Genomic DNA, 21,972 nt, shown 5'->3' with positions numbered 1-21,972 from the left:
GTTCAGTCGTCGTCGGACCACCAGTCGAGCCGCAGGCACAGCTTGCCGCCGAGCCAGTACTCGACCCAGTCGCCGAGGTCCATCGGCGTGCAGGTCGCCGGCGGGTCGGGCCTGGGTTCCGGGGGCGCCGGCTCCACGGAGGGGTCGGCGGAGGGCGCCGGGCTGGTCGGCGCCGTGCCCGGCTCGTCGGTGCGACCGGACAGCAGCGACCGGTAGACCTCGGACGACCGCGGGTTCTGGCGGCACTGCCAGACTCCGTGCGGGCAGTAGTCGGTCACCGTGTTGTACAGCGGTGCGTGCTCGTCCATCCAGCCGATCATGCGCCGCATGTATGCGGTGTTGTCACCGTTACGGAAGAGTCCCCATTCGGGGTAGGAAATGGGCTTGCCATGGGTTCTGGCGAAGTCCACGTGCGCCTGAAGCCCGTAGGGTTCGTTCACCTGTTCATCGAAGGACAGACCGGTCGGCTGGTCGTAGGAGTCCATTCCGATGATGTCGACCGTGTCGTCCCCCGGATAGCACTGGGTCCACGGAACGGCGTCCTTGCCGCGGGTCGGCGTGAAGTCGAACCTGAATTCCTGGCCCGGCACCGAACGCATGGTGGAGACGATCCTGTTCCAGTACTCCTTCCAGGCTTCCGGGTCCGGCCCGCACCGATGGGTGTACGTGATGCCGTTCATCTCCCAGCCGAGCACGATCACCGTGTCCGGCACCTTCAGCGCGACCAGCCGTTCGGCGAGGGCCCTGAAGTGGTGATCGAAGTCGCCGGCCGCTCCCTGGCGCAGCAGCTCGCGCACCTCGTCGTCCGGCACCTGCTCCTCGTTGCGCTCCAGCATGGGCACGTTGAGGACGAGCATCCGGTCGTCCTTCTCCAGCCGCCAGTCCGCCCAGACGTCGAGGAAGCCGGGCGGGCCCTCGATGTTGCTCCACCGGTCGCCCGGCAGGTAGGTGTGGCCGACGCGCAGCTCCGCGCCGTCGAGCCACTCGCTGAGCTGCGCGATCCGGGCCACGCCCCGGGCGCCGTAGTCGAGGTAGGCGCCGAAGGCGGGGGCGGCCTTCACGGGTTCGGCGGACGGGGCGGGGGTTTCCGCGGGTGTGGGGGTCGGCGCCGGAGTCACCGGCGCCTCGGGAGTCACGGGCGCCTCGGGAGCCACGGGTGCCGCGGGTGTCTGCGGTGCCGCACTCGGTACGGGTACGGCCGGAGCGGGCTCGGCGGCCGCGGGGAGGGTCGCCGCGGACGCCGGGCCGGTGGGGACGGGAGCGGGAGGATCGGCGACCCGCATCACCCCCGCGCCCGCGGCGAATCCAGGTCCGGACGCCAGCGCGGCCGACGCCGCGACGGCTGCCGCGACGACGGCCAGCCGTCGGGACCGCGCGCGTCGCTGCTGTGGGGCCATGCCTGCTCCTTTCTCCACTCTCACGTAACGCGCGAGGACGGCGCATCAGTGACACTCAGTCATATGAAAGTCACACGAAAAGCAACCTCGCCACCGCCGATACGGCTTTCGAGTGCCTTGATCGCCCATTTCGGTGAACTGAAGCTAAGGACCGGAAAAAAATGCCCGAGTCGCTCCTCGACACCCGCGTCCCCGCCGTTCTCCTGCGGATCGACCGGAATCCCTTTCACCACGGAACGCTGGGTGCCGTGCGCTCGCTCGGCAGAGCCGGAATCGAAGTGCACGTGGTCGCCGACTCCACGGGAAGCCCCGTCGGCAAATCGCGTTTCGTACGCCGGTTGCATCCCCCGCCGCCCCCCGGCGCCGCCCTCGCCGACATCGCCGCCACCCTCCTGCGGGTGGCCGCCCACATCGAGCGGCCCGCCGTACTGATCCCGATGGACGACGCCGGCGCGGTGGCGGTGAGCCGGCTGCGTGAGGACCTGTCGCCGGCCTACCTGCTGCCGCAACAGCCCGGCACGGTGCCCGAACGGGTCGCCGACAAAGCGGAACTGATCAGGCTGTGCGCGGCGGCGGACGTGCCGCACCCGCTCACCGTGATCCCGGAGAGCGCGTCGCAGGCCGCCTCCGAGGCCTGGCGGCTGGGCCTGCCCGCGGTGGCGAAATGGAGCCGGCCCTGGCTGCTGCCCGCCGGCACCGGACTCCGCAGCACGGTCGTTGTGCGCTCCACCCAGGAGGCGCGCGATCTGTACCTGCGCACCGAGGAGGCCGGCAGCCGGCTGCTGCTCCAGGCCTTCCTGCCGTCGGGCCCGGACCGCGACTGGTTCTTCCACGGGTACGCCGACCGCTCCGGCACGGTCGGCGGCGGCGGTCCGGGCCGCAAGCTGTGCGCCTGGCCGCGCGGCGCGGGCCTCACGGCGGTGGGCGAGTGGACCGAGAACCCGCGGGTGCGCACCCTGGCCGAGCGACTCACGGGCGAACTCGGCTACCGGGGCATCTTCGACCTCGACTTCCGCCGCTGCGGCGCGACGGGCGACTACCACCTCCTCGACTTCAATCCGCGTCCCGGCGCCCAGTTCCGGCTGTTCACCGACGCGGACGGACTCGACGTCGTCCGCGCCCAGCACCTGGACCTGACACACCGTCCGCTGCCCCCCGGGTCGCCGCGGCCCGGGCGTGCGTTCGTCGTCGAGAACTACGCGCCGCTGGCCGCGCTCCGCCCGGTGCGCCGCGGCCGTGAGCTGGCCTGGCACGCGGGCGACGACACCGCTCCCGGCCGCGCCATGTGGGGCCTGTGGGGCGCCCATGTCGCCCGCCGGCTGCTCGGCAGGCTGCGCCCGTCCCACGCCTCGGGGGCGGCCGGCCCGCAGACCCGCGTGGTCCGCCAGGCGACGCCGCAGACGACGACACCGTCGCCGACCCGCCTGGGCGAGCAGCCGCCGGGCCCGACCGCGCCGGTCCCGACGGCACCGGCCCCGATCGAACCGATCGACGACGAGAAGGCGAGCAGTTGCTGATGTACGACCTGCTGGTGGTGGGCGCGGGCCCGTACGGTCTGTCCGTCGCGGCCCACGCCGCGGACGCCGGGCTCGAACTGCGCGTGTTCGGCCGGCCGATGGCCTCCTGGCGCGACAACATGCCCGGCGGGATGTTCCTGAAGTCCGAGCCGTGGGCCTCCAACCTCTCCGACCCGGGGTCCCGTTGGCGGCTCGACGCGTACTGCACGACCCGGGGCGTGACGGCCCGGCACGGGGAGCCGATCCCGGTGGAGGTGTTCGCCGAGTACGGCCTGTGGTTCGCCCGCAACGCCGTCCCGGCGGTCGACGAGCGCACGGTCACCCGGATCGCGCCCCGGCCGGACGGCTTCGAGGCGGTCACCGCGGACGGCGAGGCCGTGCGGGCCCGCACGGTCGCCCTGGCCGTGGGCGTCATGCCGTTCGTCGAGATCCCGGCAGCCCTGCGCGGCCTGTCCCCCGCCCTGGTCTCGCACAGCAGCCACCACGGCGACCTCGACCGCTTCCGCGGCCGGGACGTCACGGTGATCGGCGGTGGCCAGGCGGCCCTGGAGACCGCCGCCCTGCTCGCCGAACAGGGCTCCCGCGTCAGGGTGCTGGCCCGCGCCGACCGGCTGCGCTGGAACACCGTGCCGCCGGCCTGGGAACGCCCGTGGTGGCGGTCGGCCCGCTCCCCGCAGAGCGGACTCGGCTGCGGCTGGCGCAACTGGTTCTACGCCGAACGCCCCGGCCTCTACCGCCGGCTCCCCGGACCGACCCGCGCGCGCATCGCGGCGACGGCGCTCGGACCGGCCGGCGCCTGGTGGGTACGGGACCGGGTGGAGGGCTCCGTGGAGGTACGGCTCGACCACGAGGTGACGGCGGCACGGGCGGTACCGGGAGGCGTACGGCTGGAGGTGGCCGGGGCGGAACCCCTCGAGACCGAGCACGTGATCGCGGCCACGGGCTTCAGGGCGACCCGAGACCGGCTCGGCCTGCTCTCCGGCGGCCTGCGGGGGTCGCTGGCCACGGTGGGCGACGGATCCCCCGCGGTGGGCCGGGACTTCGAGTCGTCCCACCCCGGGCTGTTCCTGGCCGGTCTGGTGACGGCGGCCGGCTTCGGGCCCGCGATGCGTTTCGTCTACGGCGCGGACTTCACGGCCGGAACCCTCGTCCGGGGCGTACGGCGCCGGCTGCGCACGGGGACGCCGGGCGGGGCGATCCCGGCGCCGGCACCGGGGCGGCGCGGGGAGGTGGAGACCGTACGGCGTTGAGCGGGTCCCCTGCGGGGGCGGCGGTGCGGTGAGATGCGGTTGCCGGGCGCGAGGGCGTCCGGCAACCGGCACGTTCACCGACGGGACGCGGCCCGGCCTCGCCGGAAGAGGAGGGCGCCACCGGCGATGAGCGCCGCGCTGACGCCGGAGGCGGCCAGCAGTACGGCACCGTGGCCGCCGGTCTGCGACAACTGCGGCGGCGAGCCGTGCTCTTCCTCCTGGGAAGGCGCGGTGTGCCCGTCGTACGGGGGCGGAGTACCGCCGCCGCCATCGCCACCGTACGGGGGCGCAGTGGTGGGGTCCCCACTCGGCGGAGTGCTCCCGCCACCGTGCGGGGGCGGAGACGTGTGGTCCCCACCCGGCGTGCTTCCGCCACCGTGCGGAGGCGGACTCGTGTGACCGCCTTCGCCGCAGGTGTCGCCGTAGCCTCCGCAGTCGTCGTCCGGACCATGGTTCTCGTGTCCGGAACCGCCGTAGCCTGAGTCCTCCTCGTGGGAGCCGCCGTAGCCGGAGCCCTCCTCGTGGGAGCCGCCGTAGCCGGAACTCTCCTCGTGGGAGCCGCCGTAGCCGGAACTCTCCTCGTGGGAGCCGCCGTAGCCGGAACTCTCCTCGTGGGAGCCGCCGTCGTCGGAGCCCTCCTGGTGGGAGCCGCCGTAGCCGGAGCCCTCCTCGTGGGAGCCGCCGTAGCCGGAGCCCTCCTGGTGGGAGCCGCCGTAGCCGGATTCCTCCTCGTGGGAGCCGCCGTCGTCGGAGTCGCCGTAGCCGGGGTTGCCGTGGGCCGAGTCGGAGTCGCCGTGGTGCGAGTCGCCGTGGCCGGAGTCACCGGCTGGGTGCGGGGTGCTCGGTGAGCTGCGCTCGGGTGCGTCCGAGGGATTGGCACAGGAGTTGCCGAACGCCGGGTCGAGGACGGCCAGGACGTCGACGGCGTTGCCGCAGGCGTTCACCGGGACGTGCACCGGGGCCTGGACGCCGTTGCCGGACAGGACCCCGGGCGAACCCTTGGCGGCTCCTTCGGCGTACGAGTCGGCGAGGGCGGTGCCGCTCGCGCACAGGGACAGAATGCCCGTCGCGGCGGCGGCCGCGACCATTCCCCTGCTCAGGGTCTGTCGCAATCTCGTGCCTTCCTGCTCGCAGAAGTAGGAGAGGCCGGCCCTGGACCACAGGAATGTCGTCCAAGGCCGGCCTCGATCCAGCCGTACGGCCGGGGTGTCGCGTCGTCAGCCGTTGACGCAGACGTTGCCGCCGGTCGGGTTCAACGCGGCGAGGACGTTGATCGAGTTGCCGCAAAGGTTGATCGGAACGTTGATCGGGACCTGGACGACGTTGCCCGACAGGAGACCCGGGGAGCCGATGGCGGCACCGTTGGCCACGGCTGCGTTTCCGCCTCCGCCTCCGTCTCCGTTGCCGGCGAAGGCGGGGGCGGCCCCGCCCAGGGCCAGGATCAGACCCGCGACAACAGCAGCGCTCTTCTTCATGAATTTCCCTTCTCTGCGGTCATGCCCAGATGACGGTCGAAACCGAGCGAGCGCAACTGGAACGGCTCGCACCATGACTTGCAGCCTGCAACGAGAGATAGACAGCCGAAGAAACTTTTGAACGCGCGTCGCCGGCTAATTCACTCGAACGCCTTCAGGGAATCCACACGTAAGGCCCACCGAGGAAGAAACGCTTCTCCGGAGCAGCGAGACAAAATGACGGACCGCCGGCGGGAACCTGCGGCGGAAAAAGGGCCGGACGGCCCGCCAGAAGAGAACGGGCCGTCCGGTGGGCAGTGCCGGGATGTCAGTGGTTGGCCACGCCGTTGCCCGAGAGCGCCGAGATGTCGTCCAGGATGTGCGACAGCGGCTCGTCGCCCTTCGCCTGGGTGCTGTTCTCGGCACACTGCTGGTTCTGCGGGGCGGACAGGATCGGGATGTCCTGGACGCCGACGTTGGCGATGAGGGCGAAGACGGACTGCACGTCAGCCTTGACCGGCAGACCGACGCAGAGCTTGTTGGCGGTGCCCTGGACCAGGGTGGCCTGCGGGCTCATGTCGCCCTTGGTCACCGAGTTGCCGAACGCCTCGCGGGCACCGTTGCCACTGGCGGAGGTGGTTCCGGCGTCGTCCCCGATGGCAAGCGCCTGAGGGGCGACCGCCGCGGACATACCGACGACGGAAGCGGCGACCGCCGCCGCGGCCATTGCCTTCTTGAGCATTTCGCTATTCCTTTCCCTGTCCTGACTCCGGGCCAGGACCATGTGCCTGCCACCGAACCAACCGGACGCGCCGGATTTGGTTGCGGCCCTTCACCCGATCGGTTTTTGCGGTCCGGGCGGCCGGAGTTTTCACCAATGGGCCATCAGAGTGAATCGGAGCAACCAAACAGGTCAGGTGAAGTTAATCCGAACGCTCCGGTGGACGGGGCTTCTCACCGAAGGGAATCACAAGTGATCAAGAAGGTTCTGGCCACCGCCGCGGTCGCCGCCTCCGTCGTCGGCGTCTCCGCCGCGGCGGCCGCTCCGGCGCTCGCGATCGGCAACGACAGCGGCACCACGTCCGCCAGCGGCAACGGCGCCAGCCAGTCGTTCGGCAACTCGGCCACCTTCGGCGACATGAGCCCCCAGATGGCGCTCATCCAGGGCTCCTTCAACAAGCCCTGCATCGGTCTGCCGGCGAAGCTCAACGCCCAGTCGATCCTCGCCCTGATCAACGTCGGCGTCCAGGACATCCCGATCCTGTCCGCCCCGCAGAACCAGCAGTGCGTCGAGAACAGCACCCAGGCCAAGGGCGACGAGCCGCTGTCGCACATCCTGGACGACATCTCCGCGCTCTCGGGCAACGGTGGGGCCAACCACTGAGCCGTCGCGCCGAACGGGTTCGTCTCCTGAGCCCGGAGTGACATCTCCGCCCGGAACAGCGGGCCGCCGGATCATCGGCGGCCCGCTTTCCGGCGTTGCGGCGCGTGACGATGAGGAGAGTCCTTCAGCGGCGGTGCGGGGGAGCGCGCACGCGAGCCCCTGAGGGGCGCACGGTCGCTGTGCGCGACGCGCTGGGCCGATCGGGGCAAAGTACGCAACCCCGGGCGGGTCCGCAACGTTGTTGATCACGCAGCTCCTCCCCCGGAGTCCGCGTTTTCGAAGGGAACGAACATGAAGAAGCTGTGGGCGACCGCGGCCCTCGCCGCCTCCGTCGCCGGTCTCGCCGGGCTGAGCGCCCCGCAGGCCCTCGCCATCGGTGACGACAGCGGCACCACGTCCGCCAGCGGCAACGGCGCCTCGTCGGAGTTCGGCAACTCGGCCACCTTCGGCGACATGAGCCCGCAGCTCTCGCTGGTTCAGGGTTCGCTGAACAAGCCGTGCATCGGTCTGCCGGCGAAGCTCAACGCCCAGTCGCTCATCGCGGCGCTCAACATCGGCGTCCAGGACATCCCGATCCTGTCCGCCCCGCAGAACCAGCAGTGCGTCGAGAACAGCACCCAGGCGAAGGGCGACGAGCCGCTGTCGCACATCCTGGACGACATCTCGGTCCTGGCGGGCAACGGCACCGGCAACGGCTGAGCCGTAGCCTGACGTACCGCGACGGCGGGTCACCGGTCATCCGGTGGCCCGCCGTTTCGTGTGCCGCCGGCGGCAGTGGGGACGACTTGCTCGCGTGCAGGACCCTACGAGAGGTCGAGGCGGCTTGCGTCGGCGATCGCCTCGGCGAGGCCGCGTACCTGCTCGTCCTCGGTCCTGACCGCCAACGCGGCGGCCGTTTCACGGAGTTCGTCGAGGGTGGGTGCGGCGGGCAGCGGGGTCTCCGGGCGGCGCAGGGCGTCGGCGAAGTAGGCGGCCGTCGTCGTGACCCGGAAACGCAGGGGTGCGTCGGTGAGGCCGTCGTGCAGTCCCGCGCCCTCCAGTCGGCCGGACGCCTCGTGCGGGGTGCGGGTGTCGGGGTCGAGCCAGCGGACGGTGGCGGTCGCGAGGTGGCCGTCGGCGCCCGCCCTGGTGCGGACGGCGTAGAGAGCGGTGACGGTGTGGCCGGGGCCGACCTCGCCGCCGTCGACGCGGTCGTCGCGGAAGTCGTCGTCGGCGACCCGGCGGTCGTCGTAGCCGACGAGGCGGAACTCGGTGACCGTCCGGGGGTCGAAGGCGACCTGGGCCTTGGCGTCGCGGGCGGTCAGCTCGACGTTCTGCGGGAGGTCGGTGGAGAAGACCTCGGTCGCCTCGTCCTCGGTCGACACATAGGTGGTGTGGCCGTCGCCCTTGTCGGCGAGGCGTTCCATCAGGGCGTCGCCGTAGTCGCTGCCGACGCCGACCCCGAAGAGGGTGATGCCGTGTTCGCGGCGGGCGGTGGAGACGCGTTCCAGGATGGAGTCGGCGTCCGTGTCGCCGGTGTTGGCAAGGGCGTCGGAGATCAGGACGACCCGGTTCGTGGCGCCCTTGCGCAGGCCCTCGACGGCGGTGGCGTAGCCGGTCTCGACACCGGCGCCGAGGTTGGTGGAGTCGCTGGGCTCCAGGCCGCTGACGGCCTCGTGGACGCGGCCGCGGTGGCCGCCGAGGCGGGTCGGCGGCAGGACGGTCCCGGCCTCGCCGCTGAACGTGACGATCGCGACGGAGTCGTCGTCGCGGAGGCGGTCGGTCATCGTGGCGAGGGCGGATTTGGCCAGGTCCAGGCGGCCGGGTTCGCCCATGGAGCCGGACACGTCGATGACGAAGGTGAGGGCGGCGGGCGGGCGGGCGTCCTGTTTCTCCGCCGTGCGGGTGGCGAGGCCCACGCGGACCAGGGACCAGCCGTCGTCGCCGGTGCGGGCGCCGTCGACGGTGACCGAGAAGCCGTTGCCGTCGGGGCGCGCGTAGTCCTGCCGGAAGCTGTTGACGAACTCCTCGGGACGGATCGTCGAGGGGTCCGGGCGCTGTCCCTCGGTGAGGGTGCGGCGGGCGTAGCCGTACGACGCGGTGTCGACGTCGAGGGCGAAGGTCGAGAGGTGGTCGGGGGCGGCCGTCCTGCCGTCCTCGTCGGCGTCCGTGTCCCCTCGGGGTGCGCTCGGCGCGGGGAAGGCGTCGCTGCCGCGGGCCGCTCCGTCCGAGGCGTCACCGCTGTCGGAGCCGCCCGCGCCGCAGCCGGTGAGCAGCAGTGCGGTGGCCGCCGCGGTGGCGAACAGCCGTGGTAGCCGGTGTGCCCGGTGGGTCTTCATGTGTGCCCCCTGTGTCCGTCGACGTCTGTGACTCTGACGGGACAGGGGGCCCGAACGTGCGACACGGGGTGTTGCGGATCCGTCTCGAACCGGGCACGGAGGCGGCCCTTCGAGACCGGTGGGTGACTTTCCGGTGCCCTTTGCCGTGACCTAGGACACCACGTCCTTGCGGGCGAACCCCCGGAAGGCCAGGGCGAACAGGACCAGGGCGTACGTGATGGAGACGGCGGTGCCCTGGATCATGCCGGACCACTCGGGGGTGGGCTGGACGGCGTCGGCCCAGGCGAACTGCCAGTGCGCGGGCAGGAAGTCGCGCCAGTCGCCGAGGGCGGTGACGGCGTCCAGGACGTTGCCGACGATGGTCAGGCCGACCGCGCCGCCGACCGCGCCGAGCGGCGCGTCGGTCTTCGTCGACAGCCAGAACGCGAGCCCCGCGGTGACCAGTTGGGAGACGAAGACGTACCCGACGACGACCACGAGCCGCTGGGCCGCGGTGCCCGGGTCGAGCGTGCCGCCGGTGGGCAGCTCCAGCGGGCCCCAGCCGTAGGCCGCGCTGCCGACGGCGAGCGCGACGACCGGCAGCAGGACCATCGCGGCCAGGCTGAGGCCGAGGCCGACGACGAGCTTGGACCACAGCAGCCGGGCACGGGGCACGGGCGCGGCGAGCAGGTAGCGCAGCGAGGACCAGCCGGCCTCCGAGGCGACCGTGTCCCCGCAGAACAGGGCGACCGGGATGACCAGGAGGAAGCCGGCGGACACGAACAGGTTGACGGCGGCGAAGTTGGCGCCGGACGCCGTCGCCGTGTCCATCAGGCTGACCTGGTTGTTGCGGCCGCCGGGTTCGCCGCCGATCGCGAAGGCGATGAGCAGGACGAACGGCAGGACGGCGAGGATGCCGCCCATGATCAGCGTGCGACGGCGCTTGAGCTGGCGGACCAGCTCGACGCGCAGCGGCAGCGTGCGGCCCGGCTGGTAGCCGGAGGCGACCTCGGTGAGCGTGCTCATGCGGAACCTCCGATCAGGGTGAGGAAGGCGTCCTCCAGGCGGCGGTGCGGGCCGACGGCCCGTACGGGCACGTCGAGCCGGACGAGTTCGGCGATCAGGCGCTGGGCGCTGCCGTCGGCGCCCAGGCGGACCAGCAGGCCCTCGTCGGTGGGGACCGCGGAGACCACGCCCGGCAGTGCGGCGATCTTCTCCACGACCGGCTCCTCCACGGGGGCGGCGGTGCCGACGAGGAGGGTGTCGCCGGAGCCGACTATCTCGGCGACCGGGCCTGCCTGGACCAGCTTTCCGCGGTCCATGACCACGAGGTGCGTGCAGGACTGCTCCACCTCGGACAGGAGGTGGCTGGAGACGATGACCGTGCGGCCGGCCGCCGCGTACCGGATCATCACCTCGCGCATCTCGCGGATCTGCGGCGGGTCGAGTCCGTTGGTCGGCTCGTCGAGGATGAGCAGGTCGGGGAGGCCGAGCATGGCCTGGGCGATGGCGAGGCGCTGGCGCATGCCCTGGGAGTAGGTGCGTACGGCGCGGGCGAGGGCGTCGCCGAGGCCGGCGATCTCGAGGGCCTCCGCCAGGTGGGCGTCCTCGGCCGGGCGGCCGGTGGCCTGCCAGTAGAGCTCCAGGTTCTCCCGGCCGGAGAGGTGCGGGAGGAAGCCGGCGCCCTCGACGAAGGAGCCGACGCGGGAGAGGACGGGGGCGCCCGGGCGGATGGCGTGCCCGAAGACGCGGATCTCGCCGGCGTCGGGCGTGATCAGACCCATCAGCATGCGCAGGGTCGTCGTCTTGCCCGCGCCGTTCGGGCCCAGCAGGCCGAGGACCTGGCCCTTCTCCACGCGCAAGGACAGGTCGCGGACGCTGTAGCGGTCGCCGTTGGCGTACTTCTTGCCGAGGTCGGTGATCTGGAGCGGGACCTCGGCGAGCGCGGGGTCGGGGGCCGGTCCCGCGGTGCGGCGGCGGGCCGTCAGCAGCAGGGCCAGCGCGATCGCCGCGCCCGTGAGGGGCAGCCACCAGACCCAGGACGGAAGCGGGGCGGCGGCGGTCGTCACGGCGGGGGCGGTCGGGACCTTCAGAGCGCCCTTCAGGGAGACGGTGTACGTCGCCGGGGTCATCGGGGAGGCGTAGCCGAGGTCGGTCGAGGCGAGGACCAGGCGCAGCCGGTGGCCCTCCTCGACCTTGTGGTCGATCGCCGGGAGCGTGATCGTGACGTCCTTGCCTGCCTTCGCGCCCTCGACGCGGACCGGTGTGACGAGCTGGGAGGGCAGCACCTGGCGCCCGCCGCCGCCGACGTCGTAGACCTTGGCGAAGAGGACGGCGGTGCCGGACGTCGACTTCACGTGGACGGTGACCGTCGGGGCGCCCGTGACGCGCAGGTCGCCGGTGACCGGGGCGGAGTCGAAGGCGGCGAACTGGCCGGGGAAGTCGAGGGAGACGCCGACGCCGAGGGAGGAGAGCTGGGAGAGCCCTCCTCCGCCGAGCCCGGGCAGGGCCGAGACGGCGGGCGGGCTGGCGCCGGGCGGGTTGGCGAAGGACTGCTCCTCGCGGCGGGCGGTCAGGGGGAACGGGCGCTCGCCGTTCTCCAGGCCGGGGTAGCTGTCCGCGCTCGCGCCCCTGAGCTGGGCGGCGCCGTCGGTGGAGTCGACGCCTCCGGTGCGGGTGACACGGAAGGCGGGGCCGGTGTCGGCGGCCTTGTCGCCCTTGAGGTAGCGGTCGAACCAGCCACGCACGCGTGCCTGGACGCGGGTGCCCTCCAGGTCGCCGCCGTCATGGCCGCCCGCGATCCAGTCGACGTCGACCGGCGCGCCGTTGGCCCGGATCGCCTTCTCGGCCGCGTCGGACTGGGCGAGGGTGAAGAGGGAGTCGGTCTGGCCCTGGAGGAGGAGGGTGGGGACCTTGATGCGGTCGGCGACGGCGGACGGCGAGCGTTCCTCGAGGAGTTCGCGCGCGGCGGCGTCGGGGGTGCCGGACTCGGCGACGCGCGCGTACATCGCGGCCAGTGCGGGCTCGAAGCGGGCGGAGCCGCCGCCCGTGTTGAAGAAGATGCCGGCCCACAGCTTCTTGAACACGCCGTCGGGGAACAGGGCGTCGGCGAGGTTCCAGTAGGTGATCGCGGGGGCGATGGCGTCGACGCGGTCGTCGTACCCGGCGGCCAGCAGGGAGATCGCGCCGCCGTAGGAGGCGCCGGCCACGCCGACCCGGGGGTCGCCGGCCTTGTCGAGCTGTACCTGGGGCTGCTTCGCGAGCCAGTCGATCAGTCGGGAGACGTCGGCGACCTCGCCCTTCGGGTCGTTCAGCCCGATCTTGCCGGTGGACTTGCCGAAGCCGCGCGCGGACCAGGTGAGGACCGCGTATCCGTCGCGGGCGAGGTTCTCGGCCTGCTGCCGTACGTCGTCCTTGGTGCCGCCGAAGCCGTGTCCGAGGAGGACGGCGGGGCGGCGGCCGGCGGACCCCGAGGTGAAGTACGAGGTGTCCAGGCGTACGCCGTCCACCGCCATGACCCGGTCGGCGCGGTGCACCGCGGGCGTGTCGTCGTCGGAGGCGACGGCCGTCCAGGTACCGGCACCGGCGAGTACGACCACGGCGGCCACGGCGGAGACGATCCGTCGTGGCCGCCGTGGTCCTCGCAGACCGGGCAGTCGAAGATCCATGCTTCAACCGTACGGGGTCGACCTGTCGGGGAGTTGTCGACCGTAGGCCGAACTCGTCACCCTCCCGGGGGCGTACGGGCCGGGGTCCGCGTACACCAGCCGCGGTACGTGTCAGCCCCGCGCGTCCTCCGGGATCGACACCAGCCAGCGGGTGTCGCGGCGGGGACGGAGGTAGAGGGCCCAGTAGAGGGTGGCGGCGGCGGTGATGCCGCCGGTCCACACGAGGTACACCGTCTCCTGCTGAGTGAGGATGTAGCCGAGGACGACGATCAGCAGGACCGGCAGCACCGGCCAGACGGGCATGCGCCAGGCGTGGGCGTGCCGGTGGTGGCCGCGCCGGGAGAGCAGGGCGGCGACCGCGACGAGCAGGTACATGCCGGTCACGGAGACGCCGGTGACGCCGTACAGGGTGTCGAGGTTCACGAAGCAGAGCAGGGCGCCGGGGATGCCGACGGCGAGGGTGGCGACCCACGGGGAGCCGAAGCGGCCGAGCTTGGAGAAGACGTCGTTGACCGGTCGGGGCCAGGCCTTGTCGCGGGCGGAGGCGAACAGGACGCGGGAGTTCTGGATGACCATCACGATGCCGGCGTTGATGATCGCGAGCGCCACGCAGAGGCTGACGAAGGTGCCGACGGCCGAGTTGGACCAGGCGGTGACCATGGAGCCGATGTCGCCGCCGGTGAGCTGGGCGAGGTCGGAGGCGCCGAAGGTGATGGCGACGACCGGGACCAGGATGATCACGGAGGAGATGGCGAGGGTGGCGAGGACCGTGCGGGCGACGTTGCGGCGCGGGTTCTCCAGTTCCTCGGAGAGGTAGACGGCTGTCGAGAAGCCCTGGGTGACGAAGAGGGCGATGGCGAGGCCGGAGACGACCAGCATGGCGGTGACGGTGTCGGTGTGGCCGTCGGCTCCGGCGACCTGCATCGAGACGAGGCTGCCCGCGCCGCGGTGGCCGTGGGCGAAGCCCAGGACGGCCACTACGGCCGCCGCGATGACCTCCAGGACCAGGAAGACGCCGGTGATCCAGGCGTTGGCGCGCAGGTCGAGCAGACCGGCGAGGGTCGCCAGCAGCATGACGGCGGCGCCCGCGAACGAGGGGTCGAGGTGGACGACCGGGGCCAGGTAGTCGGCCGTGCCCATCGCGATCACCGGCGGGACGATCATGACGACGAGCAGGGAGAGGACGAAGACCAGCCAGCCGGCGAGCCGTCCGGCCAGCGTCGACACCATGGCGTACTCGCCGCCCGCGCTGGGGATGAGGGTGCCCAGTTCCGCGTAGCAGAACGCCACGGCGATACAGAGCAGCGAGCCGATCGCGATCGTGAGGGCGGTCGCGGTGCCGAGCGTGCCGAAGAGGTCCGGGACGACGACGAAGAGGGTGGAGGCGGGGGTGACGCAGGAGAGGGTGAGCAGGGTGCCGCCGACGACTCCGATGGAGCGCTTGAGCTTGTGGGGACTGTCGGGCGCCTGAGGGAGGGCGGTCTCGACAGGGCGGAGCGTGTCGGTCATGCGGCGATTCCGATCGACTCGTGCGGCGGGGTGAGGGCGGGAGCGCTATCGCCTCCGGCGGCTTCGGTCCTGCGTCGTTCGTCCGCTCCCGGCGGCTGCATGGAATCGCGACGGAAACCGGCGCGTCAATAGGTGTTCACCTACGGAATCCGTAGGTGATAGGTGTGTTGTGCTTCGTTTACGGTCGTTCGGCGCAAGTAAGTACGGGGCTAGGGGCGTGCGGGAACCGCAGGTCCCGCATCGAAAAAAGGTGAAGCCGTCCGGAGTCCGGACGGCTTCACCAGGAAAAGCGGGTCGGTCAGTGGTTGCGCGGGAAGCCCAGGTCGACGCCGCCGGGGCCGTCGGCCGGGTCCGGCCAGCGGGTGGTGACGACCTTGCCGCGGGTGTAGAAGTGCGTGCCGTCGTTGCCGTAGATGTGGTGGTCGCCGAAGAGCGAGTCCTTCCAGCCGCCGAAGCTGTGGTAGCCGACGGGGACCGGGATCGGGACGTTCACGCCGACCATGCCGGCCTCGATCTCCAGCTGGAAGCGGCGGGCCGCGCCGCCGTCCCGGGTGAAGATCGCGGTGCCGTTGCCGAAGGGCGAGCTGTTGATGAGGGCCACGCCCTCGTCGTAGGTGTCCACGCGCAGTACGCACAGCACCGGGCCGAAGATCTCGTCCTGGTAGGCCTTCGCGGTCGTCGGGACCTTGTCGAGGAGCGAGATGCCGATCCAGTGACCGTCCTCGAAGCCCTCGACCGTGTAGCCGGAGCCGTCCAGGACGACCTCCGCGCCCTCGGCGGCCGCGCCCGTCACGTAGGACGCCACCTTGTCGCGGTGGACCTTCGTGATGAGCGGGCCCATCTCGGAGGTGGGGTCGTTGCCGGGACCGATCTTGATCTTCTCGGCGCGCTCGCGGATCTTCTGCACCAGTTCGTCACCGATCGCGCCGACCGCCACGACCGCGGAGATCGCCATGCAGCGCTCCCCCGCCGAGCCGTAGGCCGCCGACACGGCCGCGTCCGCCGCCGCGTCGAGGTCGGCGTCCGGCAGGACCAGCATGTGGTTCTTCGCGCCGCCCAGCGCCTGGACCCGCTTGTGGTTCGCGGCGGCGGTGGTGTGGATGTACCGGGCGATCGGGGTCGAGCCGACGAAGGACACGGCCTTGACGTCCGGGTGCTCCAGGAGTCGGTCGACCGCCACCTTGTCGCCGTTGACGACGTTGAAGACGCCGTCCGGCAGACCGGCCTCGGCCAGCAGCTCGGCGAGCTTCAGGGACGCCGACGGGTCCTTCTCGGACGGCTTCAGCACGAAGGTGTTGCCGGTCGCGATGGCGATCGGGAACATCCACATCGGGACCATCGCCGGGAAGTTGAACGGCGTGATGCCGGCGACGACGCCCAGCGGCTGGCGGATCGACGCGACGTCGACCCGGCCGGCCACCTCGGTGGACAGCTCACCCTTCAGCTGCACGGTGATCCCGCACGCCAGGTCCACGATCTCCAGACCGCGCGCGACCTCGCCCAGCGCGTCGCTGTGCACCTTGCCGTGCTCGGCGGTGATCAGCTCGGCGATCTCGTCCCGGTGCGCGTCCAGCAGCGCGCGGAACTTGAAGAGGATCGTGGTGCGCTTGGCCAGCGAGGACTGGCCCCAGGTGGCGTAGGCGTCCTTGGCGGCGGCGACCGCGGCGTCGACCTCGTCGACGGTCGCGAACGCGACCTTGGTGGTGACGGCGCCGGTCGCCGGGTCGGTGACCGGCCCGTACGTACCCGACGCGCCTTCGACGGTCTTGCCGCCGATCCAGTGGTTGACGATCTTCGTCATGACCGAGTACTCCTTCACAGATGGCGGCGACGGGTGGAGACGTGCCGTTCGTACAGCTCACGTGCCTTCACCGCGGACGGTCGGGTCGCGGTCTCGGCCACAGGTACATCCCACCAGGCCTGCGCGGGCGGCGGGCCCGACACAGTGTCGGCCGTTTCCGTCTCGACGTAGACACATGTGGGAGTGTCGGCGCGGCGCGCCTCGGCGAGGGCCTCGCGCAGTTCACGGACGGTCTTCGCGCGCAGTACGCGCATGCCGAGGCTGGCCACGTTGGCGGCCAGGTCGACGGGCAGCGGCGCCCCGGTGAAGGCGCCGTCGTCAGAGGTGTAGCGGTACGCCGTGCCGAACCGTTCGCCGCCCACCGACTCCGACAGACCGCCGATCGAGGCGTAGCCGTGGTTCTGCACGAGCAGGATCTTGATCGCGATCCCCTCCTGCACGGCCGTCACGATCTCCGTCGGCATCATCAGGTACGTGCCGTCGCCGACGAGCGCCCAGACGTTGCGCTCGGGAGCGGCCAGCTTCACGCCGATCGCGGCCGGGATCTCGTACCCCATGCAGGAGTAGCCGTACTCCAGGTGGTACTGGTCCCGTGACCGGGCCCGCCACAGTTTGTGCAGGTCGCCGGGGAGTGAACCGGCCGCGTTGATGATCACGTCCGACTCGTCGACGAGGGCGTCGAGCGCGCCCAGCACCTGCGGCTGGGTCGGGCGCACATCGGGCTCGTCGGCCTCGTAGCAGGCGTCGACGCGCTGCTCCCAGCGCTCCTTGTCCTCGGAGTACTCCGTGACGTAGGCGTCCGCGACCCGGTGGCCGTGCATGCCGAGGGCCGCGGTCAGTTCTCCCAGGGCGCTGCGGGCGTCCGCGACGAGCGGCAGACCGGCGAGCTTGTGGCCGTCGTAGGGCGCGATGTTGAGGTTGAGGAAGCGGACGCCGTCCCCCGCGAACAGGGTGTGGGAGGCGGTGGTGAAGTCCGTGTACCGGGTGCCCACGCCGATCACCAGGTCCGCCGTGCGGGCGAGTTCGTCCGCCGTCGCCGTGCCGGTGTGGCCGACGCCGCCCACGTCCTGCGGGTGGTCGTGGCGCAGCGAGCCCTTGCCGGCCTGGGTGGAGGCGACCGGGATGCCGGTGGCCTCGGCGAACTCGGCGAGGGCCTCCTCGGCGCGGCTGTGGTGGACCCCGCCGCCGGCCACGACCAGCGGCCGCCGGGCGGCTCGGATCGCGCGGACCGCCTCGGCGAGCTCGGCCGGGTCGGCGCCGGGGCGGCGTACGGCCCAGGTGCGCTCGGCGAAGAACTCGTCGGGCCAGTCGTACGCCTCGGCCTGTACGTCCTGCGGCAGCGCGAGGGTGACCGCGCCCGTCTCCACAGGGTCGGTGAGGACGCGCATCGCCTGGAGGGCCGCCGGGATCAGGGCCTCCGGGCGGGTGACGCGGTCGAAGTACCTCGACACCGGGCGCAGGGTGTCGTTGACCGACACGTCGCCCGCGTACGGGACCTCGAGCTGCTGGAGCACCGGGTCGGCGACGCGGGTCGCGAAGATGTCGCCGGGCAGGAGGAGGACCGGGATGTGGTTGACGGTCGCCAGGGCGGCGCCGGTGACCAGGTTGGTCGCGCCGGGGCCGATCGACGTCGTCACCGCGTGGGTGGACAGCCGGTTCGACTGGCGGGCGTAGCCGACGGCGGCGTGGACCATCGACTGCTCGTTGCGGCCCTGGTGGAACGGCATGTCGTCGCCGTACTCGACCAGCGCCTGACCGAGGCCCGCCACATTGCCGTGGCCGAAGATGCCCCAGGTCGCGCCGATCAGCCGCTGCCGTACGCCGTCGCGCTCCGTGTACTGGGCGGCGAGGAAGCGGACGAGTGCCTGGGCGACCGTCAGCCTCGTCGTCGAGGTCTGCGCCGTCATCGGTAACCCCCTGTGCTCTCTACGTGGTCCGGGTGGAAGCAGATCCGCCACTCCCGGGTCTCGCCCGGGCCCGCCATGACGTTCAGGTAGTACATGGCGTGACCGGGCTGGGCGACGGCCGGACCGTGCCAGCCGTCGGGGACGAGCACCGCGTCGCCCGAGCGGACCTCCGCGAGGACGTCGGATCCGCCTTCGCGTGACGGGGACACGCGCTGATAGCCGAAACCGTTCGGGCCGTCGATCTCGAAGTAGTAGATCTCCTCGAGTTCGGCCTCCTCGCCCGGCCGGTGCTCGTCGTGCTTGTGCGGCGGGTACGAGGACCAGTTGCCGCCTGGGGTGATCACCTCGACGGCGATCAGCTTGTCGCAGTCGAAGGCGTCGGCGGAGGCGAAGTTGCGCACCAGCCGGGCGCAGTTGCCGCTGCCGCGCTCTTCGACGGGGACCTCCGGCGCGGGGCCGTAGCGGGCGGGGAGTTGTCGCTCGCACTTCGCTCCTGCCAGGGCGAAGCGGCCTCCCGCGCCGGAGGCGATCTGGACCCGGGCGTCACGGGGAACGTACGCGAAGTCGGATACCGACGCGAAAACGCTCTCCCTGCCCAGGAGTTGGAACTCTTCATCGGCTGTGCGCACGGTACATCCGCCGTGCAGCGGAAGGACGATCCACTCACTGTCACCGGTGGTGAAGTGGTGGGTGCCGCCCGGCTCCAGCTCGACGATCCGCAGCGCGCAGTAGTCCCAGCCCGCTCGCTTCGGGTCGATGTCGAGGGTGTAGCCGGCGCCGGTGGCGGTGCCGTGCGGGATGTACAGGTCGTGGTGCGGCTCGGTGTTCGTCATGCGGCCCTCACAGCAGTCCTACGGCGGTGTCCACGGCGGCGGCGACGTCCCCGTCCGCCGGGTAGAGCAGCGAACGGCCGACGACCAGGCCCCGGACGGTGGGGAGCTGGAGCGCGCCGCGCCACTTCTCGTACGCCCCGTCCTGGTCGTCGCCGACCTCGCCGCCCAGCAGGACGGCGGGGAGCGTGGACGTCGCCATGACCTCGGCCATGTCGTCGGGGTTGTCGGTGACCGGAACCTTCAGCCAGGTGTAGGCCGAGGTGCCGCCCAGGCCCGAGGCGATGGCGATCGACTTGGTGACGGCCTCGGCGGAGAGGTCGTTGCGCACCTTGCCGTCGGGGGTGCGGCTGCTGATGAACGGCTCCACGAAGAGGGGGAGCCTGCGCGCGGCCATGTCGTCGACGGCGCGGGCCGTGGACTCCAGGGTGGTGAGCGAGCCCGGGTCGTCGTAGTCGACGCGCACCAGCAGCTTGCCCGCGTCGAAGTTCAGCCGCTCGATGTCCTCGGGGCGGTGACCGGTGAAGCGGTCGTCGAGCTCGAAGACGGCGCCCTGGAGGCCGCCGCGGTTCAGTGAGCCCATGACGACCTTGCCGTCCAGGGCGCCGAGGAGGAGCAGGTCGTCCAGGATGTCGGCGGTCGCGAGGACGCCGTCGACGCCGGGCCGGGAGAGGGCCAGGCACAGGCGCTCCAGCAGGCCTGCCCGGTTGGCCATGGCCAACCGGTCGCCACCGACGCCGAGGGCGCCACGGGCCGGGTGGTCGGCGGCGACGATCATCAGCCGGCCGGAGTCGCCCAGCAGCGGTCTGCGCGGGCGGCGGGCGGCCGCCTCGGCGATCGCCTCGGGGTACTGCGTGCGCAGGCGGACGAGTTCGGAGATGTCGACGGTCGTCACAGGACGGCCCCCGCCTTGATCGCGGCTTCCACTTCGTCCGGCGTCGGCATCGCGGAGGAGCACTCCAGACGGGAGGCGACGATGGCTCCGGCGGCGTTGGCGTGGCGCATGATCTTCTCCAGGTCCCAGCCCGCGAGCAGTCCGTGACAGAGGGAGCCGCCGAAGGCGTCACCGGCCCCGAGGCCGTTGAGGACGTTCACCGGCAGCGGAGGGACCTCGGCGGACTCGCCCTCGCTGTTGACGGCGAGGACGCCCTTGGGGCCCTGTTTGACCACCGCGAGTTCGACTCCCGCGTCCAGCAGCGCCCGGGCGGCGGCCCACGGATCGCGCACTCCGGTGGCGATCTCCACCTCGTCGAGGTTGCCCACGGCGACCGTGGTGTGCTTCAGGGCCTCGGCGTAGAACGGGCGGGCGGCGTCGGGGTCGCTCCAGAACATCGGGCGCCAGTCGAGGTCGAAGACCGTGGTGCCGGCCTTGGCCCGGTGGGCCAGGGCGGCGAGGGTCGCCGTACGGCTGGGCTCCTCGCTCAGGCCGGTACCGGTGACCCAGAAGACACGGGTCTCGCGGACGGCGTCGAGGTCGAGCTCGTGGGCGTCGATCTCCAGGTCCGGCGCCTTGGGCTGCCGGTAGAAGTAGAGCGGGAAGTCGTCCGGCGGGAAGACCTCGCAGAAGGTGACGGGCGTCGGAAGCCCGGGCACGGGGGTGACCCAGCGGTCGTCCACGCCGAAGCCGCGCAGGGCCTCGTGGAGATAGGTACCGAAGGGGTCGTCACCGGTGCGGGAGATCACCGCCGTCTCACGGCCGAGGCGGGCGGCGGCGACGGCGACGTTGGTCGCGGATCCCCCCAGGAACTTCCCGAAGGACGTGACCTGCGGGAGTGGGACACCCGTCTGTAGCGGATAGAGGTCCACCCCTATCCGCCCCATGGTGATCAGGTCGTACGCCATCGAGTTCCCTTCGTATCGGCTCGTGCCGGGAAGCCGCTCGTGGCACGTCCCCGGCACACGTCCCCGTATCGGCTCTCACGGCTTTCTAGCCCCGCACGGCGGGCCCTGTCAATGTTTTGTCCAGACATTCGGACCAGCCCTTGACACCCCTCCGGTGAGCCCGCACTCTGGCGGCCATGACGTCGTTGTCACCTGAGTCCTCACTTTCCCGTATCCGGATCGGATCGGCCCCCGACAGCTGGGGCGTCTGGTTCCCGGACGATCCCGCCCAGGTCCCCTGGCAGCGCTTCCTCGACGAGGTCGCGCAGTCCGGCTACGAATGGATCGAGCTCGGCCCCTACGGGTACCTGCCGACGGATCCCGCAGTCCTCGCCGAAGAGACGTCGAAGCGCGGCCTGAAGGTGTCGGCGGGCACGGTCTTCACCGGCCTGCACCACGGCGAGGCCGTCTGGGAGAAGACCTGGGCGCACGTCGCGGACAACGCGGTGCTGGCCCAGGCGATGGGCGCGAAGCACCTGGTCGTCATCCCGTCCTTCTGGCGGGACGACAAGAGCGGCGAGGTGCTGGAGCCCGACACCCTCACCCCCGAGCAGTGGCGCAACCTCACCTCGCTGACCGAGCGGCTCGGCAAGGAGGTGCGGGAGCGCTACGGGCTCCAGATCGTGGTCCACCCGCACGCCGACACGCACATCGACAGCGAGGAGAACGTCGTCCGGTTCCTGGACGGCACGGACTCCGGTCTGGTGTCGCTGTGCCTGGACACCGGGCACTACGCGTACTGCGGCGGCGACAGCGTCAAGCTGATCGAGACGTACGGCGAGCGGATCGGATATCTGCACCTCAAGCAGGTCGACCCGGAGATCCTCGCGGACGTGCGGGCCGACCAGGTGCCGTTCGGGCCGGCGGTCGCGCGGGGCGTGATGTGCGAGCCGCCGACCGGCGTGCCCGCGCTGGGACCCGTCCTGGAGGCGGCGCAGAAACTGGATGTCGATCTGTTCGCGATCGTCGAGCAGGACATGTATCCGTGCGCTCCCGACGCTCCGCTGCCCATCGCGCAACGTACGCGGGCGTTTCTCCGCTCGTGCGGGGCGTAGCCCTCCCGGGTTCGGCGGGGCG

18 protein-coding genes are annotated in these 21,972 nt (G+C 71.7%); 5 read left to right on the top strand and 13 right to left on the bottom strand.

The window, feature by feature from the left end; translation table 11 throughout:
• Nucleotides 1-2: 2 nt before the first annotated feature.
• Complete coding sequence (locus OHS71_RS26165) at nucleotides 3-1,397, bottom strand: glycoside hydrolase family 26 protein (protein ID WP_328481770.1); 1,395 nt, start codon at nucleotides 1,395-1,397, stop codon at nucleotides 3-5.
• A 161-nt stretch (nucleotides 1,398-1,558) separates the two neighbouring features.
• Between OHS71_RS26165 and OHS71_RS26160 the strand changes: the two genes are divergently transcribed.
• Together OHS71_RS26160 and OHS71_RS26155 are read left to right on the top strand one after the other, a co-directional pair.
• Nucleotides 1,559-2,914: a carboxylate--amine ligase gene (locus OHS71_RS26160; RefSeq protein ID WP_328481769.1), complete on the top strand. Its 1,356-nt coding sequence runs from the start codon at nucleotides 1,559-1,561 to the stop codon at nucleotides 2,912-2,914.
• Nucleotides 2,914-4,164 (top strand): NAD(P)-binding domain-containing protein, encoded by a 1,251-nt coding sequence (locus OHS71_RS26155; RefSeq protein WP_328484651.1) that lies wholly within the window; start codon nucleotides 2,914-2,916, stop codon nucleotides 4,162-4,164. The genes OHS71_RS26160 and OHS71_RS26155 overlap by 1 nt, the downstream gene beginning before the upstream one ends.
• Before the next feature lie 74 nt (nucleotides 4,165-4,238).
• Here OHS71_RS26155 and OHS71_RS26150 read toward each other — a convergent pair whose 3' ends face one another.
• From OHS71_RS26150 to OHS71_RS26140, 3 genes are all read right to left on the bottom strand, one after another.
• Nucleotides 4,239-5,276 carry a chaplin gene (locus OHS71_RS26150; RefSeq protein WP_328481768.1) on the bottom strand — a complete coding sequence of 346 codons (1,038 nt, stop codon included), beginning with the start codon at nucleotides 5,274-5,276 and terminating at the stop codon, nucleotides 4,239-4,241.
• Between the two features lie 105 nt (nucleotides 5,277-5,381).
• Nucleotides 5,382-5,639, bottom strand: coding sequence for a chaplin (locus tag OHS71_RS26145; protein WP_328481767.1), 258 nt, complete (start codon nucleotides 5,637-5,639; stop codon nucleotides 5,382-5,384).
• A 307-nt stretch (nucleotides 5,640-5,946) separates the two neighbouring features.
• Nucleotides 5,947-6,360: a rodlin gene (locus OHS71_RS26140; protein ID WP_328481766.1), complete on the bottom strand. Its 414-nt coding sequence runs from the start codon at nucleotides 6,358-6,360 to the stop codon at nucleotides 5,947-5,949.
• Nucleotides 6,361-6,591: 231 nt separating this feature from the next.
• Between OHS71_RS26140 and OHS71_RS26135 the strand changes: the two genes are divergently transcribed.
• The gene (locus OHS71_RS26135; protein ID WP_328481765.1) at nucleotides 6,592-7,002 is read left to right on the top strand and encodes a rodlin; all 411 of its coding nucleotides are present in this window, start codon (nucleotides 6,592-6,594) and stop codon (nucleotides 7,000-7,002) included.
• A gap of 291 nt (nucleotides 7,003-7,293) precedes the next feature.
• The gene (locus tag OHS71_RS26130) at nucleotides 7,294-7,701 is read left to right on the top strand and encodes a rodlin (protein WP_328481764.1); all 408 of its coding nucleotides are present in this window, start codon (nucleotides 7,294-7,296) and stop codon (nucleotides 7,699-7,701) included.
• A gap of 104 nt (nucleotides 7,702-7,805) precedes the next feature.
• On the opposite strand, the gene OHS71_RS26125 is transcribed toward OHS71_RS26130, so the two are convergent.
• The 9 genes from OHS71_RS26125 to iolC form a co-directional block, all read right to left on the bottom strand.
• Nucleotides 7,806-9,320 (bottom strand): vWA domain-containing protein, encoded by a 1,515-nt coding sequence (locus OHS71_RS26125; protein WP_328481763.1) that lies wholly within the window; start codon nucleotides 9,318-9,320, stop codon nucleotides 7,806-7,808.
• Nucleotides 9,321-9,470: 150 nt separating this feature from the next.
• Nucleotides 9,471-10,325 carry an ABC transporter permease gene (locus tag OHS71_RS26120; protein WP_328481762.1) on the bottom strand — a complete coding sequence of 285 codons (855 nt, stop codon included), beginning with the start codon at nucleotides 10,323-10,325 and terminating at the stop codon, nucleotides 9,471-9,473.
• Entirely contained in the window at nucleotides 10,322-12,967 is a 2,646-nt protein-coding gene (locus tag OHS71_RS26115) for an alpha/beta fold hydrolase (RefSeq protein WP_328481761.1), read from the bottom strand. Before OHS71_RS26115 ends, OHS71_RS26120 begins: the two co-directional genes overlap by 4 nt.
• Nucleotides 12,968-13,078: 111 nt before the next feature.
• On the bottom strand, nucleotides 13,079-14,476 hold the full coding sequence (locus OHS71_RS26110) for an APC family permease (protein ID WP_328481760.1): 1,398 nt from the start codon (nucleotides 14,474-14,476) through the stop codon (nucleotides 13,079-13,081).
• A 298-nt stretch (nucleotides 14,477-14,774) separates the two neighbouring features.
• Nucleotides 14,775-16,277, bottom strand: a complete 1,503-nt coding sequence (gene mmsA / locus OHS71_RS26105) for a CoA-acylating methylmalonate-semialdehyde dehydrogenase (protein ID WP_328481759.1) — start codon at nucleotides 16,275-16,277, stop codon at nucleotides 14,775-14,777.
• Between the two features lie 14 nt (nucleotides 16,278-16,291).
• The gene (gene iolD, locus OHS71_RS26100; RefSeq protein ID WP_328481758.1) at nucleotides 16,292-18,184 is read right to left on the bottom strand and encodes a 3D-(3,5/4)-trihydroxycyclohexane-1,2-dione acylhydrolase (decyclizing); all 1,893 of its coding nucleotides are present in this window, start codon (nucleotides 18,182-18,184) and stop codon (nucleotides 16,292-16,294) included.
• Nucleotides 18,181-19,017, bottom strand: a complete 837-nt coding sequence (iolB, locus tag OHS71_RS26095) for a 5-deoxy-glucuronate isomerase (protein WP_328481757.1) — start codon at nucleotides 19,015-19,017, stop codon at nucleotides 18,181-18,183. Before iolB ends, iolD begins: the two co-directional genes overlap by 4 nt.
• A 7-nt stretch (nucleotides 19,018-19,024) precedes the next feature.
• Nucleotides 19,025-19,909, bottom strand: coding sequence for a Cgl0159 family (beta/alpha)8-fold protein (locus OHS71_RS26090; protein ID WP_328481756.1), 885 nt, complete (start codon nucleotides 19,907-19,909; stop codon nucleotides 19,025-19,027).
• A complete protein-coding gene (iolC, locus tag OHS71_RS26085) occupies nucleotides 19,906-20,856 on the bottom strand; it encodes a 5-dehydro-2-deoxygluconokinase (RefSeq protein ID WP_328481755.1) in 951 nt (316 codons plus the stop codon). Before iolC ends, OHS71_RS26090 begins: the two co-directional genes overlap by 4 nt.
• 176 nt (nucleotides 20,857-21,032) lie before the next feature.
• On the opposite strand from iolC, the gene OHS71_RS26080 reads away from it, so the two are divergent.
• Nucleotides 21,033-21,950: a sugar phosphate isomerase/epimerase family protein gene (locus OHS71_RS26080; protein ID WP_328481754.1), complete on the top strand. Its 918-nt coding sequence runs from the start codon at nucleotides 21,033-21,035 to the stop codon at nucleotides 21,948-21,950.
• Nucleotides 21,951-21,972 lie beyond the last annotated feature (22 nt).

It is taken from the genome of Streptomyces sp. NBC_00377 (genome assembly GCF_036075115.1).
Taxonomy (GTDB): Bacteria; Actinomycetota; Actinomycetes; order Streptomycetales; family Streptomycetaceae; genus Streptomyces.
Note: the sequence above shows the minus strand (reverse complement) of the source record. Positions and strands in the feature narration are given on the sequence as shown.